Raw genomic sequence first — 15900 nt, 5'->3', positions numbered from 1 at the left:
ACTCCGGGGATAGCGGGCCACGCGGGCGGGGTAGGGCTGGTGGTGGCCCGCAAGTGGTCCCGGGCCGGCGGACAGGGGGTGCCGTGGACGGCATGGCAGGTACGGAACGCAGGTCGGGCGGGGACGGGAGCGTGTCGGCAGCCGAGTTGTTCGACGGGCTGGGGCTCGCGTACGAGGAGGCGTTCGGCCGGCTGCCGGCCCAGTGGGAGGCGGTCGACTGGCTGGCCGGGCGGCTACCGTCGGGCGCCCGAGTACTGGACGTAGGCAGCGGCACCGGGCGGCCAGTCGCCGAGCGGCTGGCGGCGGCGGGCTGCTCGGTGACCGGCATCGACGTGTCCCCGGTGATGGTGGCGCTGGCCCGGGAACAGGTGCCAAGCGCCCGGTTCGAGCAGTGCGACGTAGGGGAGTTCACCCCGGAGGGCGGTTTCGAGGCGGTCTGCGCGTTCTTCCCGCTGCTGATGATGACGCGGGCGCAGGCCACGGCGGCGCTACGGCGGATGGCCGGGTGGCTGGCCCCGGGCGGCTACCTCGTGACGGCAACCGTGCCGGCCGATGTCGAGGGCGTGCAGATCGAGTTCATGGGTCGGCCGGTCCGCGTCTCCAGCTTCGCCGCGGACGACTACCTCCGGATGCTTCGGGAGGAATGCGGGCTGGAGATCCTGCACCACGCCGTCTCGGCGTTCGTGCCGGCCGGTGAACTCGCCGTGCCCGAGGAGCACCTGTTCTGTTACGCCCGCCGCCCGGCCCATCGGAGGCCCGGTGACGCGCCAGCTTGCGCGCCGCACTCGACGTGATCAGCGGGCGACGGATCGCCCACGGCGTACGGGCGGTTAAGGACCCGGCTCTCGTTGCCCGCCTGGACCCGGAAGGGGCGGCCCTGGACGTCTGGACCTCCTCGAACGTCGCCCTCGGCGTCGTGACAACTCTGTCTGTCCACCCTTCCCACCGCTGGTGGCCAAGGACGACGAACCTGTCGGGGTAGGGACGTCCTCGTTCGGAGCTTTCATGCCGGTGATGTACAGCCCGCGGTAGACGACGAACCCGTTGTCGACCGCGGGCTGGCCCTCGGGGGTCCAGATGCCTTCGGCGGGGACGGAGCGAGCCAGGTCTGGCAGTAGGGGCCGATACGGAGCAGCGTCGCTGCGGCGTGCTTCGACGTGGACGCCGTGGTCCGCCGGCGCCACGCCGACGTCGTCGGGGAGGTCCCGGCCCGCCGCGGCGTGGGTGAGCGGCGCGTAGGCCGGATTCCACGCACCGAGGATCGCGGTCGTCTCGCAGCGCAGCCAGCCCAGTTTCCGGTGGTGCTCGCCGTAGGGCGTGTGCGAGCCGCGGGGGTGTTGCAGGGCGACGGCGATGACGTCGGGTCCGTGGTCGTCGCCCGGGCGTGGGTGAGCGCGCTCTACGAAGGGGCCGACCCGGACGGCGAAGTCCTGGCATGGGCCGGGGGGCCGGGGGGTGCGTCTATGTCTTTCGTCAAGTGAGGCGTGGGGTTCGGGGTTCGTAGATGGTGCCGTCGCGGAGCATCGCGAACAGCACGTTGATCCGCTGGCGGGCCAGGCGGAGGAGGGCTTGGGTGTGGGTCTTTCCGCGGGCTCGGCATTTGTCGTAGTAGGTGCGGGAGGCGGGGTCGTGCAGGGCGGCGAACGCGGACAGGAACATCGCGCGTTTGAGTTGTCGGTTGCCGCCTCTGGGGGGCGTGTTCGCCGTGGATGGAGGTTCCCGAGGACTTCGTCGTGGGGGCGAGGCCGGCGTAGGAGGCCAGGTGGGCGGCGGTGGGGAAGCTGGTGCCGTCGCCGACGGTGACCAGCAAGGTGGCGGCGCTACGGACCGCGACTCCCGGAATCGAGGTCAGGACCGGGGAAAGAGGGTGAGCCTCCAGCAGCTGCCCGATCTGCGCTTCCAGAGCTCGTTGTTGCTCGTGGACAGCGGCGAGCGAACGGGCCAGCGACGGGATCACGACGTCGAGGGTGCCGGTCCCGGGGACGACTACGGTCTGTTCGTCGAGCGCGTCGAAGACCTCGTCGATCAGCCGCTGGGCCATGCGCGGGGCCCTGGGCCGGGTCACCTCGACGAGCGGCGGCGGCCGGCTTTCCGCAGTGGGCCGGGGATTCGTAGCGTTCCAGCAGCCAGGTCACGGCGGGGTGGTCCAGTCGGGGGCCAAGGACGCGCTCCAGGCTGGGGTGGAACTGGGTGAGCAGGCCGCGTATCCGGTTGGAGGTGCGGGTGGCCTCGGCCGCGAGGTCCTGGTCGAAGCCGGCCAGCACGGTCAGTTCGGCGGTGATCTCGTCGGTCAGTTCCAGCGAGCGCAGTGTGTGCGGCATGGTGCGGGCTGCGTCGGCGATCACGGCGGCGTCCTTGGCGTCGGTCTTCGCCTCGCCCGGGTAGAGGTCGGCGATCCGCCGCATCGAGAGTCCGGGCAGGTAGGCGATCTTGCAGCCTGCGTCGCGGGCGACCGTCAGGGGCAGGGCGCCGATCGAGGCGGGCTGGTCCACGATCACCAGGACGGTGCCGAACTTCGCGGCGAGCTTGTCGAAGACGGCCCGCAGCTTCGGCTCGCTGTTGGGCAGCTGCTTGTCGAAGACCTTCTTCCCGGCCGGGGTGAGTCCGTGGCCGTGGTGAGCGGTCTTGCCGACGTCCAGGCCGAGGAACACGCCCACGTCTTCGGTGTCGAACATCGCGCCCTTTCGGCAGAGTTGTACGTGCTGGCCTTGGCAGTGGTGTCGTACTCGCGCATCCACGTTATGCAGACCTGTCGCCCGCGAGCTGTCCGGCATTGCGCCGGACCGGGCGGTGGCCGGGCCTCTGACTTGTTGAATCGACCCCAGACGCGCGGTCTGCAGCCGTAGCGTCCAGGGTGCCGACCGGCACGGGCTCGCGTGACCTCATGCCGCCCCAACTCGGGCTGGCTCATGATGAGTTTGCCGCCGCCGGCCGGCACCCGCGCGGTGTGGCTCGACAGAGGCGTGACCAAATGGACGCTGAGACTTCAAGTCAGAGTGCCCACCGCACCCATCCCATCCCGTTCGACCTGGGCAAGGTGCACGTGATCACCATCGGTATCGATCCCCACAAGTCGTCCCACACCGCCGTCGCCGTCGACACCGCCGGACACCAGCTCGCCCAGCGGCGCTTCGTCGTCAACGCCGGAACCGTCGGCCAGCTGATGAGCTGGTGCGAGCGGTGGCCGGAACGCCGCTTCGCCGTCGAGGGCGCCAAGGGACTCGGCCGCAGCCTCGCACAGCAGCTGGCCTGCGCCGGCGAGCACGTGGTGGACGTGCCCTCTACCCTCTCCGCCCGGGCCCGGCTCCTGGCCACCGGCGGGGACCGCAAGACTGATGCAGCAGACGCTCTGCACGTCGCCCAGGTCGCCCTCTTCCGCCACGACCTGCGCAAGGTCGAACCGGAAGACCAGTCGACGATCCTGCGGCTGCTGACCGAGCGGCACGACGACTTGGTCAACGAACGCACCCGCATCATCAATCGCCTCCACGCCGTGCTGCGAGACCTGTTGCCCGGGGGTGCCTCCACCCGCCTGTCCGCGGAGAAGGCCGCCGCCCTCATGAAGGGCATCCGCCCAGCCACCGCCACCGACTGCTGCCGCCGCGACCTCGCTCGGGATCTGCTTGCCGACCTGCGGCGCGTCGACCGGCAAGTCCGTGACAACGAAGCCCAGATGCGCGACGCGCTGGCCGCCGCCCGCACCGCGCTGACCGCGCTTCCCGGTCTGGGCACTGTGTTCGCCGCCAAGCTCCTCGGACACGTCGGCGACGTCACCCGCTTCCCCACCGAGCACCACTTCGCCAGCTACACCGGCACAGCACCCCTGGACGCCTCCAGCGGCAAGAACACCCGCCACCGCCTCAACACCGGAGGCAACCGCGCGCTGAACTGCGTGCTGCACATCATCGCGGTCTGCCAGATCCGCGACGGCGGCCGAGGCCAGGACTACTACCTGCGGAAAATCGCCGAAGGCAAGACGCCTGCGGAGGCCCGCAGGGCCCTCAAGCGGCGCCTGTCGAACGTCGTCTACCGCACCCTCAAACGCGACCGCCACAGGACTTTCCCTGCTGCCGCTTGACACACAGAGGCACTCATCAGCGTCTCTGACGGCACCTCCCGGCCTCGGTGACACCACCCCCAGGTCATCCCTTCGACAGGGGGGAACAGCCATGCCGGGCCCGGAGGCCAGCGGCCCTCTTGCAGGACCGCGAAGAAGATAACGGAGGGCCGTCGCGCGGGTACCAGACCGTGAAGTCCTTCTCGCACCACAGCCCGTCCAACCGGTCTCGCACCCACATCGCCGTCGTACCGCCCGGATTGCCCGCCCGCGCGATCTGCGCGGTCGGAGAAGGGACTTGCTCACCGGAATGGGGGTGGAGCGACAACGAACACCTCGACAACTGCGTCGATCTCCGAAACAGCCCCGAGCCGGCCCGCTGATCATGCTGGCACACCGGGAACTCCAAGACCCCCGACAGAGTCAAGGTGAGCGGCTGTCTTGTCACGTCACCGCGGTCAGGGTCGCGTAGACCACGACATTGCCTTGGTAGCCGGTCTCTTCGGCGTATTCGCCCCCACAGGTGATCACCCGTAGTTCGGGCCGGTGGGAACTGCCGTAGACCTTCTCGTCTGGAAACGCCTCCTTGTCGTAGAGCTCCACAGCGTCGACGGTGAAGACGGCTGTTCGCTGGTCTGCCCGCGTGATCTCGATGGTGTCGCCCTTGGCCAGAGCCCCGAGGCGGTAGAAGACCCCGGGGCCTTCCGGCGTGTCGACATGTCCCGTCGTGACGGCTGTCCCCACTGAGCCAGGAGTCGTGCCGTCTCCGTACCACCCGGCAAAGCCTGGCATATCGTCTGATGGGGGACGCAGTGCCCCTGTCTCGTCGAGGGTCAATCCCGTCATTGGGGCATTCACGCCGATGGCGGGGACCCACAGCCGAACCGGATCCGACGGGGGCAGCGCCGGCACAGATGGGTACTGGGCCGATGCGGTGCTGCTGGGGCCGGGTCGTACGGAGGGGGAGAAGGACTGCGCGGTCGAAGGTTGTGGAGGCTGTTCGCCCCGAAGCGCCGTGCTCACCAGCACCATGCCCGTCACCAGAGCCCAGGCGAGAAACTTGGTGGAGGGGCTGAACGAGGGAGAAGGATCGACGGACTCGTACCCGGGTTTCATCGCTGTAGAGCCTCCGCTTCGGGCCGAATGAGGCGGGGTGATCCTCGAGCCCCCGGACCGACACGGGCCCGGGGGCTGTCGGCATGGCAGAGCGTCAAGTGCGGGCACCGGCCGGGCGGCGGCGCATCTTGATCGCGACCCCGGCGGCGGCTCCGGCGAGCAGCACCGTCCCGAGGGCAAGTTGCGTGCCCCTGACGTTCGCCGCCCCGAAACCAGCGTCGATCGCGCCGCTGGGGTTGCCGGTGCCAACCCAGTACTCGCCCGTGATCTTGACTCGGGGCGGGCACTTCAGGGTGACGGTGTAACCACCGGCCTCGGTTCCACCCGGCACCTTGAATTCACCGGTCAGTACGCCCTCGCGGTCGCCTGGGAGGAGGTGAAACTTGCCTCCTGCCTCAGACTCGCCCTTGCCGTAGGTCTCCGCACCGCAGGCTGTCGTGCTGACGGTGACGGTAGAGCCTGGGGCGGCGTGTCTCGGGCTGATGTGGATACCTGGATCACCGGTGGGGCCGCTCGCGGCCGCTGCGGCTGAGCTTGACAGGCAGACGGCACCGAGAACCAGACCGATGCCGGTGCCTACAGACTTGATACGCATGAAGTTCCTCCGAGGAAGCCAGCCGGAATGCGCGGCACCTTTGTAGTGCTCCGCTCATGAGGGAACCGACAGACCGTCAGGGCTGCAACACGACATACGGACGAATGGGTCACCGGGCCAGGTCCAGCGACCGCATTTCTTTGATCATTTACGCAGGTGAGCCACCCGAGGGCGAGATTGGAAAAAATGCACCGGACAGGCGATGAACGGACCAGCGGCCGCCTCCGAGGTGATCTTGGGAAACGCCCGACGCCCTGTGGCTTCTGTCGCCGCGATTCATCCTCCTGCGCGGCGAGTGACCGACAAGAGCCGTGGATCGGTTGATCCCCGGAACGCGTCATCGGTCTCCAGGTGGGCGGTGTCCTGCGCGTTTGCCAGGTAGCCGTTCCTGGTGCGGCTGCGTCGGAGTGGCGCAGCAGGAGAGCGACCTCCGTCTCCTCTTCCTCCCTCCGCGCCCGACGACGAACCGCTGGTCTCGCAACGGGCTGCCCTGGTATTCCTGGCTTCTCCACCGACCGGTCAGTGAGCATGGAGCTGACGGACAGGCGGATCTGGCACAGCTTCCTGTGCTTGTGCTTTATCTTCGGGCGTCACGCAGAGTAATACCTTGCTCGTCTGCGCCGGACACATGGTTTGTCGCCGCCGGAGCGGACCGGGTGCCGCACGTGGCTCGTGTGCGCCGGGGTTCAGAAGGTATCGAGATGAGTTCTGGCAACCCTTCGAGTGTCCGGTCGGCAGCGAGACGAGACGAGTCGTATTGCATTACTCCGGAGGTGTGCATCATGATGATGACGCAAGACGACGAGACGGCTCGTCTCGTCATCGTGGATGTGGGGAGCGGTGCCATGAGTCAGCGGTTTGTCCAGGTCGATCCGGCGGTGCGGCTGTGGTCCGAGGTGCGCGGCGCCCCCCGGGATTCCACCCTGTTGCTGATCATGGGGGCCGGGGCGTCTGGGCTGGGCTGGCCGGAGGGACTGGTTGATGCGTTGGCCGTGCGCCACCGCGTCATCCGCTACGACCACCGGGACACCGGCCGCTCCAGCTTCAGTTTCGACACGCACCCGTACCGCGTCGTCGACCTCGCCTCGGACGCGATCGCCGTCCTCGACGCGTACGAAGTGGAGCGGGCGCACATCGTCGGTCACTCCCTGGGCGGCATGCTCACCCAACTGCTGATCGCCGATCACCCCGAACGGCTGCTCAGCGCGACAGTGATGGGCACCGGCGCTCTCAGCAGCACCCCACTGTCGCACCCGGACGGCTCCCGAACTCCCGTAGACCGACTCCCGCCCATCGACGCCCGGGTGCTCGAACTGTGGTCCCACCCCCACGAGGACCGTGGCCTGGAGGGCGAGCTGGACCACCGCGTGGAGCACTGGCGGCTGCTCAACGGCGATCAGATCCCCTTCGACTCCGAGGAGTTCCGGGCCTCGGAGCGCCGCATCATCGAGCACGCCGGGCGCTACGAGGCGCCCATGACCCACGGGCGCGCGGACCACTCCGGCATGGACCGCACCGAGGAACTTGCGCGCACCGAGGTGCCGACCCTGGTCATCGCCGCCCCGGCCGAGCCCGTCTTCCCACCGCCGCACCCCGACCATCTCGCCCAAGTGATCGCCGGGGCACGGCTGGTGGAGATACCGGGCATGGGGCACGCCCTGCCCGGCGCCGTCCACGCACCCCTGGCCGCGGCCGTTCTCGACCACACTCTGGCCACGGACGCCCGCGCCCGACCAGGGGCGGGGACATAGCCTCGATCTCCTGGTCGGCTGAGCGCGGCACCTGGCGAGGAAGATCCAGGCGTATTCGTCAGCTGGCGGCGGCCTGGGTGCTGGCGGCGCATGGTGTGCCGTCCTAGAGGTTGTCCTGTAACTGGTGGTGCGGTTGGTGCGGTTGGTGCGTTGGCTGGGCATGGGTGGGGTGATCTCAGCAGATGATCCGAAGTGGATCGAGCCGTTCTCGGGTCTGACCGAGGTGCAGTTCGCCAGGCTGGTGGCGTTGGTGCGGCGTCGCGGTGGTGACGTGCAGCGTGGTCGGCCGTGGCGGTTGTCCTTGGAGGACCGGGTGTTGCTGGTGGCGACGTACTGGCGCACGAATCTCACATCGCGGCAGGTGGCGCCACCGTTCGGGGTCTCGAAGTCCGCGGCCGAACCGCATTCTCGATCACCTTGCGCCGCTGTTGGCGATCTCCCCGGCTCGCCGGCCGCGTAAGGACACCTTCTACATCGTCGACGGCACCCTGGTGCCCACCCGTGACCGCAGCGTCGCCGCTTCAAGCAAGAACTAGCGCTAAACCAACCTGCAGGTCGTCATCGACGCCAACAGCCGCCTGGTCGTGAGAACGGACCGCTGACGTTCACCAGCCCCATCAGCTTGTCCCCGCGCACCGTTCCCAGGGAGGCTGAACGTTGAACTCAGCGCCCGGGGCGGCTGAGTGAAGACAGGCCCCACAGCTCGGTGATGCGCCCGTCCCGCACCCGGAAGAACATGGCGTGGAGCCCGCTCCACGCCTTCACAACGCTGTCGACGCCAACGGTTCCCAACGGATGGCTCACGAAGTCGGCCGAGAACATCGAGGCTGGGGAATTACGTGACGTTCGGGATGGGGAATGAATTGCCCGACCGTCGACACGAGGACCGCGCACGTTCCGCTCGCGGTCCCGGGGTCAGGAGCGCCCGCGCTGCAGCAGCGTGCGGGGAGCGGCGTGAGAGCCGGTGACCGCACCGATCACGGCCTCGGTGGTCGCCCGCGCCAACTGGTGGAGTGTCGGTATTCGAGGGCTGCAGTATTCGCCCGCTGGGCGAGCACCCACACTCGGCCCGGTCACGTCAGCGGTGACGAGGCGTACAACTCTCGCCGCAACGGGCGCTGTCTGAGCGAAAACGCCGGATCAAGAAGAAGACCGACCTCTTGCGGTGAACCCGCGTCGGCCGCCCGCGCTCCGGTGCGGGCCTTCGCGCTCTGCCGCCGCGCCATACGGCCCCCTCCCGGCAGCGGCAATCCCGCGCGGCAGAAGGCTCACCCGGCGCTACGAGGTTCACGGCGCCGGCACGGCACCGATCTGCTGCATCACCCCGAGGAGATCGGGCTGGCCCCGTTCGCCGACGATCCGGCCGTCGGCCAGGTAGTAGAAGTTCATGGCCTGCACCGAGATCTTGTTGCCGCTCGCCGGGATCCCGAAGAATTCACCGTCGTGGGTTCCCCGCATGGTGAACCGCGCGGCGACCGTGTCGCCTTCGGTGACCGTCTCCTCCAGCGTCCACTGGACGTCGGGGAAGGCGCTGCGCATCATCCCGAGGACTTCCATGTACCCATCGGGCCCCCGCAGTGGTTCCGGGTGGCTTGGCGCGTGGAACACCGCGTCCGGAGAAATGACCTCGTGGGCGAGATCCTCGTTGCCCGTGTTGATGAACTCGACGAAGCGGTTCATCACTGACTCGGTGGACTGCGATGGCATCTTGCTGTGCCTCTCCAGAGACGTTTGGGCGGGTGCCTGCGAGCGTAACATCGAATCGATGTTCACATCGATTCGATGTTCGCGTGCGACGATGGACTCATGCTGGAACTCGCGATCCTCGGCTTCCTCGCCGAGGGACCCCTGCCTGGACACGAGCTGCGTCGCCGCGTCTCACAGCTGACCGGCTATACGCGGCCGGTCAGTGACGGCAGCCTGTATCCGGCGATCAGCCGTCTGACCAGGGCGGGCTTGATCGAGCGGCACGCCGACCCGGCCGCGGGGGCGGCCCGGTACGTGCTCAGCCTGACCGCGGCCGGGCGGGCCGACATGCTTCACCGTCTGCGCAAGCCCGCCGACCACGAGATCACCGACTTCACCCGGTTCTACGTCGTCCTGGCCTTCCTCTCCCACCTGCCCGACGTGGCCGAGCAGCACGCGGTGCTGCGCAGACGGCTGGAGTTCCTGGAAGAGCCGGCGAGCTTCTTCTACGACAACGAGCGGCCCCTGCGTGCCGAGGAGATCGCCGACCCCTACCGGCGGGGCATGCTGCTCACCGCCCGCGCCACCAGCCGCGCCGAACGGACCTGGCTGCGCGAGACCCTCGGGGAGAAGCCGCCCGTATTCGACACCGGACGCTCCGACAGTGATCCGCATGCGCCCGCCGCTCCCGCGAGCTGACTGCCCACGGAGGTACCCCCATGCTTGCTTCCTGGTACGACGACCAGGGCCCCGCCGCCGATGTCCTGCACGTCGGTGAACTCCCTGATCCCGTCCCCGGCCCCGGCGAGGTCCGCGTCCGCGTCACCGTCTCGGGCGTCAACCCCGGCGACACCAAGAAACGGCGCGGCTGGCTCGGCTCGTCCATGCCCTTCCCGCGGGTGATCCCGCACAGCGACGCCGCGGGAGTCATCGACGCGGTGGGCAACGGGGTCGACGTCCACCGCGTGGGACAACGGGTCTGGGTATACGGCGCCCAGTCCTACCGCCCCTTCGGCACCGCCGCCCAGTACACCGTCGTACCCGACCACCAGGCCGCACTCCTGCCCGACCACCTCAGTGACGAGCTGGGCGCGAGCCTCGGCATCCCCGGCATCACCGCCCACCGCACCGTCTTCGCCGACGGCCCGGTCGGCGGCCAATTGGTCCTGGTCCACGGAGTCCTCGGCGGCGTCGGCTCCCTGGCCGCCCAGCTCGCCCACTGGGCCGGCGCCACCGTGATCGCCACCGTCCGCCGAACTGCGGACCTCGACCGTGTCGACCCGGCCGTCGTCTCCCACGCCGTCGCCCTGGATATCGGCGAGCCCGCCGCGGCAATCCGCTCGTACGCGCCGCGGGGCGTCGACCGGATCATCGAGGTCGCGTTGTCCGACAACGCCGATCTCGACAACGCCGTCGCCGCCAACAACGCTGTCATCGCCGCCTACGCCACCCGCACGGACCGCACCGAGATCCCCTTCTGGCCTCTGCTGTTCAACAACGTCACCCTGAGGCTGCTCGGCAGCGACGACTTCCCCGCCGAGGCCAAGCGCCAGGCCGCCCGCGACCTCACCTCCGCCGCCGCCGTCGGCGCCCTCACCGTCGCCGTCGGCGACCGCCACCCGCTGGACGACATCGCCAAGGCCCACGACCACGTCGACGCCGGCGGTGGCCACGGCCGCATCCTGCTCACCATCCCCCAATAGCGCAGACTCGGAACACTGCCCTGCTCAACTGCCTAGCCCTACGGGTCGGCCCGTCGCGCTGCCAAGTATTCGGACCCAGTTCCCGCCGGCGAGGGTGGCCCAGCGTTCGGCTGTCTTGGGGTGGATGCCGAGCAGGTCGGCGATGACCATGGGCGGCAGGTCTACCAGGGGGTCCATCATGGCGGTGTTCCGTGCAGCGCGGGCGGGCAGACCGTGGTGTCTCAGGGTGTCGGCGAGGCCGAGGGGGTTGCGCGGGCGTCCAGGGCTGTGACCGGGCAAGAGGTATCTGCATCCGGCCGCGTTGCTGTGCCGGGGGCTGTACTGCAGCTGATGGTCGATGAGGCGGGCGAGCTTGGGCGGGAGCACGAAGGGGTGGTGGTTGACCGTCGGGTAGGTCTGCCCCTGGTCGCGGCGAATGTGGTCGTCGGTGAGTTCGACGATGCGGGTCAGGGGGAGGGCGTAGAGGCGGACGAGAGCAGCCGCGACGCGGACCTCCAGAGGCAAAGCGGTGTCGTTGAAGCAGCGCAGCAGCTCTTTTCGGTGCTCCTCCTCGGCCTGGAAGTGGCCCGGGAGTTGGGCGGCTGAGCGCTCGATGACCAGATCGGGCGGGCAGAGGCGTCGTGCAGTGCTCCAACGGAGGAAGGGGATGGAACGGGAGCGCAGGGTTGGCCGCTCGATCGCCCAGGTGTCCAGATGCCGCTGCTGGAGGTGGGAGAGACTCAGGTGCTGGGTGCCGAGCCAGTTCAGAAAGTTGATGGCGGCGAGGACGTTGCCGCAGTCACCCTTGTGTGCGGCGTAGGTGTAACGGCCGCGGGATGAGCGTCGGCGGGCGTCGCGGATGATGTGCCACTCGGCGAACGGACGGATGAGGTTGGCGTGCCGCGCTGGCAGTTCGGCCACGGTCCGTGCGACCCAGTTGGTGAGGAGGGCGAGATTTTCAAGCAGCTTGAAGCACAGCCCCTCCACCCCGGCCGCCGTCCACGCCAGCCACCCCCTCGCCACCGCCGGGTCAGTGGTCGACGGGCACAACGTCAACAGTGCCGCCAAGCCCAGGTCCGCGAACATTGCCTCCAGCGCCGCGCGCCGCCGCTCGTACGCCCACCCGGTCACGTCCTCGCTCGCGTGGACCAGGTCGAAGACCACGTAGTGCGCCGACCACTGGCGCGACGCCTCTCCGGCACCGGTTCCGCGCCGGGCGAGCCGCTGCCGAAGCCGCTCGAACGCCAGCCGGTCTCGCTCCCACACCACAGCTCGCCGTTTACGTGAGCTACCACATGTGTCCCACCAACAGCCTCCTATCCGTCGGCAGATCACCGCCGGGAGTGGTTAAGGCGCCCAGGCCTCGGCTTCGGGATGGTGGACGGATTCGACGTCGACGAGGTGGTCGAAGCGGGATGGGGGCGGCGCGATCGCTGTTCCCGTGTCGTACGGTCTGACGTCGCGGTCGCCCATCGTCCGCAACGGATTTCACCGAACCCGGCGGTGCCGCCGGTACGGCCGAGAGATCTGGACCGATACCGGGAATCAGGCAGCGACGAGCTCCCGCTCGCGGTCCTGCGTTTTGACCTTGGGCTTCTTGTTCGGCAGTGAGAGCCGGAAGACCTTGTGCCACGCGGAGAACACCTGCTTGGGCAGCGGGCCGGTGACGTACTCCAGCTCGTACTTCTCGAACAGAGCGCGCACCTTCACCGCGACCTCGGCGTACCGGTTGCTCGGCAGGTCCGGGAACAGGTGGTGCTCGATCTGGTGCGACAGGTTGCCGGTCATGAAGTGCATTGCCTTGCTGCCGCTGATGTTCGCCGAGCCCATCATCTGGCGCAGGTACCACTGGCCGCGCGTCTCGCCCTTGATCGAGCGGCGCTCGAAGACCTGCACGCCCTCGGGGAAGTGCCCGCACATGATCACCGAGTGGGTCCAGATGTTGCGGACCAGGTTCGCGGTGAACGTGGCGGCGAGCGTGGGGAGGAGCGACGGGCCCGACAGCAGCGGGTGGATCACGTAGTCCTTGAGCACCTGCTTGCGGATCTTGCGGCCCACGGCCTTGGCCCGCGCGCGGAACTCCGGGTTGTTGCGGCGGCGCTTGTGCAGGTTCTTGCCGAGCTCCAGGTCGTACGCTGCGATGCCGTACTCGAAGAAGCAGGCGTTGATGAAGTTCCACAGCGGCTGGCCGAGGTGGAACGGGTGCCACTTCTGGTCCTCGTCGACGCGCATGATGCCGTAGCCGAGGTCGTTGTCCTTGCCGATCACGTTGGTGTACGTGTGGTGCAGCTCGTTGTGCGAGTGCTTCCACTGGTCGGCCGGCGAGACGTGATCCCATTCCCAGGTGGTGGAGTGGATCTTCGGGTCCCGCATCCAGTCCCACTGGCCGTGCAGGATGTTGTGGCCGATCTCCATGTTGTCCATGATCTTCGCCACGGACAGCCCGGCGGTGCCGAGCAGCCACGCGGGCGGGAAGATCGAGAACAGCAGCACGCCCCTGCTGACCAGCTCGAGCTTGCGCTGCGCCGAGATGACCTTACGGATGTAGGCGGCGTCTTTCTCGCCGCGGCCGGCGATCACCTCGTCGCGGATCGCGTCCAGCTCGCGGCCCAGCTCCTCGATCTGCTCCGCGGTCAGGTGGGCGGTGGGGTCGATGGCGGTCAAGGTGCTCCTACCGTTCGATGTCGCAGGGGCCCGCAGCGGCGGACACGCAGGTCTGGATGAGGACGCCCGGCTCGGCCTCGGTGATCTCGCCGGTGCGCAGGTCGCGGACGGCGCCCGCCTTGAGGGGCGTGACGCAGCCGAAGCAGATGCCCATGCGGCACCCGGAGGGCATGAGCACGCCGGCCTCCTCGCCGATGTCCAGCAACGGCGTGGCGCCGTCCGCGTCGACGGTCTTGCCGGTGGCGCTGAACGTGACCTCGCCGCCGTCGCCGGTGACGACGATGCTGGGGCGGAAGCGTTCGGTGTGCAGGCGCTCTTGGACGCCGTGCTCGGTCCAGTGCTCTTTGGCGGCGTCGAGCAGGCCCGCGGGCCCGCAGGCCCAGGTCTCGCGCTCGGCCCAGTCGGGTACGAGTTCGTCGAGACGGGCGATGTCGAGCATGCCGTCTGTGTCGGTGTGCACCTCGGTGAGCCGCAGCTTCTTGTCCGCGACCAAGTCGTGCAGTTCGTTGCGGAAGATCACGTCTTGCGGCTGTGGCGCGCAGTGGACCATGACGGCGTCGTCGAACTCGATGTCACGCAGCATGCCCATCACGGGCGTGATGCCGCTGCCGGCCGTCAGGTAGAGCACCTTGGCGGGCTTGGCCTGCGGCAGCACGAAGTCACCGGTCGGCTGGTCGAGCTGGATCACCGTGCCCGGTTTCACCCTGCGGACCAGGTGGTTGCTGACCTTGCCGTCCGGGATCGCCTTCACGGTGATCGTGACGCGGCCGTCCTGGCGGTTTGTCGGCGAGGTGATGGAGTAGGCACGCCACAGGCGCACCCCGTCGACGTCGACCCCGATCCGCACGTACTGACCGGCTGTGTGGCCGAGCCAGCCCCGTCCCGGCCTGATCACGACAGTCGCGGCGTCCCCCGTCTCGGGGTGCACGGCCTCGATGCGCCCACGCAGGTCAGCGCCCGCACGCAGCGGGCTGACCAGGTCGAGGTAGTCCGACGGCAGCAGCGGCGTCGTGACCATCTCCAGCAGTTTCCACGCCCTGCTGCGGAGGGCTGCACTCGTCATGACTCCAGCTTGCTGCGCCTCAAGGCGTAAAGTCCTGACCGCAGGACGTAAATCTGGTCGGCTGAATTGTTCGCAGGGAACAAAACGTGAACCATGCAATCCGGAGGGCCAGCGAACTGGCCCTGGATGAGACGACGGTCACCGCACTTCGGGCCGCGCTGAAGACGACCGCCGACGAGGTCGTCCAGGCGATCATCGACGAGGTCCCTACCTACGCCAACGCCCTTTCGGGCCGCATGGGCGGCACCATCCGCCGAGCCGTCCGCACCGCCCTGGGGCACTACCTGGACCTCGCGAGCGGGAACGCCACAGGCGGCGACGCCGGTGACGCAGCCTACGAGTTGGGCCGCGGCGAGGTGCGCGACGGCCGTTCGATGGACGCCCTGCTCAGCGCCTACCGCGTCGGCGCCCGCGTGGCCTGGCGATGCCTGGCAGCGGGTGCCGTGCCCGCAGGTCTGCCCGCCGCCGAGGTCGCCAAGTTCGCCGAGCTGACCTTCGCCTACATCGACGAGCTCTCCGCCGCGAGCGCCGCGGGCCACGCCGACGAACTGGCCGCCCGGGGCAGGGCCCACGAGCGCCACCTGGAACACCTGGCCCGCGACCTCCTCGCCGGCGCGAGCCCGGACGTGCTGCTGGCATCAGTTCAACGGGCCGGGTGGCAGCCTCCGGTTTCTCTGACCGCGGTCCTGCTGCCCGCCGCCCAGGCCCGGCCTGCCTACCGCACGCTCGACCCGAGCACCCTCGTCCTCGACGATCTGCCGGATGCCACCGGTGTGCTGCTCGTCCCCGATGCCGACCGATCACATCTCTTGCGGCAGCTGACCGACCGCACCGCCGTGGTCGGCCCGGCCCGGCCATGGACTCGTGCGTCCGCCTCGTACGCACGAGCCGTACGCGCGCGCTCCCTCTCCCCTGATATTCGCGACACCGAGGACCATCTGCCCGAACTGGTGCTGAGCGCCGACGTGGACGCGTTCGCAGACCTGCGTACCCGAGCCCTCGCACCGTTGCGTACCTTGCCTGTCGCGACCGCACGGCGGCTGGAGGAGACGTTGCGGGAGTGGCTGCTGCACCAGGGCAGGCGGGACGAGGTGGCGGCGGCGTTGTTCGTCCATCCCCAGACGGTCCGGTACCGGATGTCGCAGCTGCGGGAGCTGTTTCCGGATCTCGCATCGCCACACCGGGTCCTTGAACTGACGCTGGCGGTCGGTCTTCGGGTCAGCTGACGCGTACTTCGACCGTCCACGACCGCGTCCGCGAGCGGTCAAGGAATGGTGCCTCGTTCT

At 68.8% G+C, this 15900-nt stretch carries 13 protein-coding genes and 2 pseudogenes; 8 read left to right on the top strand and 7 right to left on the bottom strand.

Features of this window, described 5'->3' with window-relative positions:
• Positions 1–92 precede the first annotated feature (92 nt).
• Positions 93–794 (top strand): class I SAM-dependent methyltransferase, encoded by a 702-nt coding sequence (locus OHA64_RS01225; RefSeq protein ID WP_405606646.1) that lies wholly within the window; start codon positions 93–95, stop codon positions 792–794.
• Complete coding sequence (locus OHA64_RS01220) at positions 791–982, top strand: hypothetical protein (RefSeq protein ID WP_405623803.1); 192 nt, start codon at positions 791–793, stop codon at positions 980–982. The genes OHA64_RS01225 and OHA64_RS01220 overlap by 4 nt, the downstream gene beginning before the upstream one ends.
• A 491-nt stretch (positions 983–1473) precedes the next feature.
• On the opposite strand, the pseudogene OHA64_RS01215 reads toward OHA64_RS01220, so the two are convergent.
• Positions 1474–2675: pseudogene (locus OHA64_RS01215) on the bottom strand (IS110 family transposase).
• Between the two features lie 296 nt (positions 2676–2971).
• Here OHA64_RS01215 and OHA64_RS01210 point away from each other — a divergent pair.
• Entirely contained in the window at positions 2972–4078 is a 1107-nt protein-coding gene (locus OHA64_RS01210) for an IS110 family transposase (RefSeq protein WP_405606644.1), read from the top strand.
• A 423-nt stretch (positions 4079–4501) separates the two neighbouring features.
• Here OHA64_RS01210 and OHA64_RS01205 read toward each other — a convergent pair whose 3' ends face one another.
• Together OHA64_RS01205 and OHA64_RS01200 are read right to left on the bottom strand one after the other, a co-directional pair.
• Positions 4502–5089 (bottom strand): class F sortase, encoded by a 588-nt coding sequence (locus tag OHA64_RS01205; RefSeq protein ID WP_405623802.1) that lies wholly within the window; start codon positions 5087–5089, stop codon positions 4502–4504.
• Positions 5090–5267: 178 nt separating this feature from the next.
• The gene (locus OHA64_RS01200; RefSeq protein ID WP_405606642.1) at positions 5268–5768 is read right to left on the bottom strand and encodes a sortase; all 501 of its coding nucleotides are present in this window, start codon (positions 5766–5768) and stop codon (positions 5268–5270) included.
• An 845-nt stretch (positions 5769–6613) separates the two neighbouring features.
• Between OHA64_RS01200 and OHA64_RS01195 the strand changes: the two genes are divergently transcribed.
• Both OHA64_RS01195 and OHA64_RS01190 read left to right on the top strand, forming a co-directional pair.
• Positions 6614–7519 carry an alpha/beta fold hydrolase gene (locus OHA64_RS01195; protein WP_405623801.1) on the top strand — a complete coding sequence of 302 codons (906 nt, stop codon included), beginning with the start codon at positions 6614–6616 and terminating at the stop codon, positions 7517–7519.
• A gap of 160 nt (positions 7520–7679) precedes the next feature.
• Positions 7680–8118 (top strand): annotated as a pseudogene (locus OHA64_RS01190) (transposase family protein); the annotation flags it as partial.
• A 688-nt stretch (positions 8119–8806) separates the two neighbouring features.
• On the opposite strand, the gene OHA64_RS01185 reads toward OHA64_RS01190, so the two are convergent.
• On the bottom strand, positions 8807–9199 hold the full coding sequence (locus OHA64_RS01185; RefSeq protein ID WP_405606640.1) for an ester cyclase: 393 nt from the start codon (positions 9197–9199) through the stop codon (positions 8807–8809).
• A 126-nt stretch (positions 9200–9325) separates the two neighbouring features.
• Between OHA64_RS01185 and OHA64_RS01180 the strand changes: the two genes are divergently transcribed.
• Together OHA64_RS01180 and OHA64_RS01175 are read left to right on the top strand one after the other, a co-directional pair.
• On the top strand, positions 9326–9904 hold the full coding sequence (locus tag OHA64_RS01180; protein ID WP_405606638.1) for a PadR family transcriptional regulator: 579 nt from the start codon (positions 9326–9328) through the stop codon (positions 9902–9904).
• Between the two features lie 20 nt (positions 9905–9924).
• The gene (locus OHA64_RS01175) at positions 9925–10908 is read left to right on the top strand and encodes an NADPH:quinone reductase (protein WP_405606636.1); all 984 of its coding nucleotides are present in this window, start codon (positions 9925–9927) and stop codon (positions 10906–10908) included.
• A 24-nt stretch (positions 10909–10932) separates the two neighbouring features.
• Here OHA64_RS01175 and OHA64_RS01170 read toward each other — a convergent pair whose 3' ends face one another.
• The 3 genes from OHA64_RS01170 to OHA64_RS01160 all read right to left on the bottom strand — a co-directional run bounded on the left by OHA64_RS01170 (position 10933) and on the right by OHA64_RS01160 (position 14614).
• Positions 10933–12156, bottom strand: coding sequence for a hypothetical protein (locus OHA64_RS01170; protein ID WP_405606634.1), 1224 nt, complete (start codon positions 12154–12156; stop codon positions 10933–10935).
• A gap of 276 nt (positions 12157–12432) precedes the next feature.
• On the bottom strand, positions 12433–13551 hold the full coding sequence (locus OHA64_RS01165; protein WP_405606632.1) for a fatty acid desaturase family protein: 1119 nt from the start codon (positions 13549–13551) through the stop codon (positions 12433–12435).
• Positions 13552–13558: 7 nt separating this feature from the next.
• Positions 13559–14614: a ferredoxin reductase gene (locus OHA64_RS01160; RefSeq protein ID WP_405606630.1), complete on the bottom strand. Its 1056-nt coding sequence runs from the start codon at positions 14612–14614 to the stop codon at positions 13559–13561.
• An 86-nt stretch (positions 14615–14700) separates the two neighbouring features.
• On the opposite strand from OHA64_RS01160, the gene OHA64_RS01155 reads away from it, so the two are divergent.
• Positions 14701–15840, top strand: a complete 1140-nt coding sequence (locus OHA64_RS01155; protein ID WP_405606628.1) for a PucR family transcriptional regulator — start codon at positions 14701–14703, stop codon at positions 15838–15840.
• Positions 15841–15900: the final 60 nt, after the last annotated feature.

This window comes from Streptomyces sp. NBC_00076 (assembly GCF_045041235.1).
In the GTDB taxonomy this organism is placed as follows: domain Bacteria; phylum Actinomycetota; class Actinomycetes; order Streptomycetales; family Streptomycetaceae; genus Streptomyces.
The sequence above is the reverse complement of the archived record's forward strand: the minus strand, read 5'-3'. Positions and strand labels throughout refer to the sequence as shown.

Coding starts and splice junctions, on each gene's coding strand:
- OHA64_RS01185 (WP_405606640.1), bottom strand. CDS start 9,199: ATGAACCGCTTCGTCGAGTTCATCAACACGGGCAACGAGGATCTCGCC.
- OHA64_RS01210 (WP_405606644.1), top strand. CDS start 2,972: ATGGACGCTGAGACTTCAAGTCAGAGTGCCCACCGCACCCATCCCATC.
- OHA64_RS01200 (WP_405606642.1), bottom strand. CDS start 5,768: ATGCGTATCAAGTCTGTAGGCACCGGCATCGGTCTGGTTCTCGGTGCC.
- OHA64_RS01160 (WP_405606630.1), bottom strand. CDS start 14,614: ATGACGAGTGCAGCCCTCCGCAGCAGGGCGTGGAAACTGCTGGAGATG.
- OHA64_RS01180 (WP_405606638.1), top strand. CDS start 9,326: ATGCTGGAACTCGCGATCCTCGGCTTCCTCGCCGAGGGACCCCTGCCT.
- OHA64_RS01175 (WP_405606636.1), top strand. CDS start 9,925: ATGCTTGCTTCCTGGTACGACGACCAGGGCCCCGCCGCCGATGTCCTG.
- OHA64_RS01205 (WP_405623802.1), bottom strand. CDS start 5,089: ATGGTGCTGGTGAGCACGGCGCTTCGGGGCGAACAGCCTCCACAACCT.
- OHA64_RS01195 (WP_405623801.1), top strand. CDS start 6,614: ATGAGTCAGCGGTTTGTCCAGGTCGATCCGGCGGTGCGGCTGTGGTCC.
- OHA64_RS01225 (WP_405606646.1), top strand. CDS start 93: ATGGCAGGTACGGAACGCAGGTCGGGCGGGGACGGGAGCGTGTCGGCA.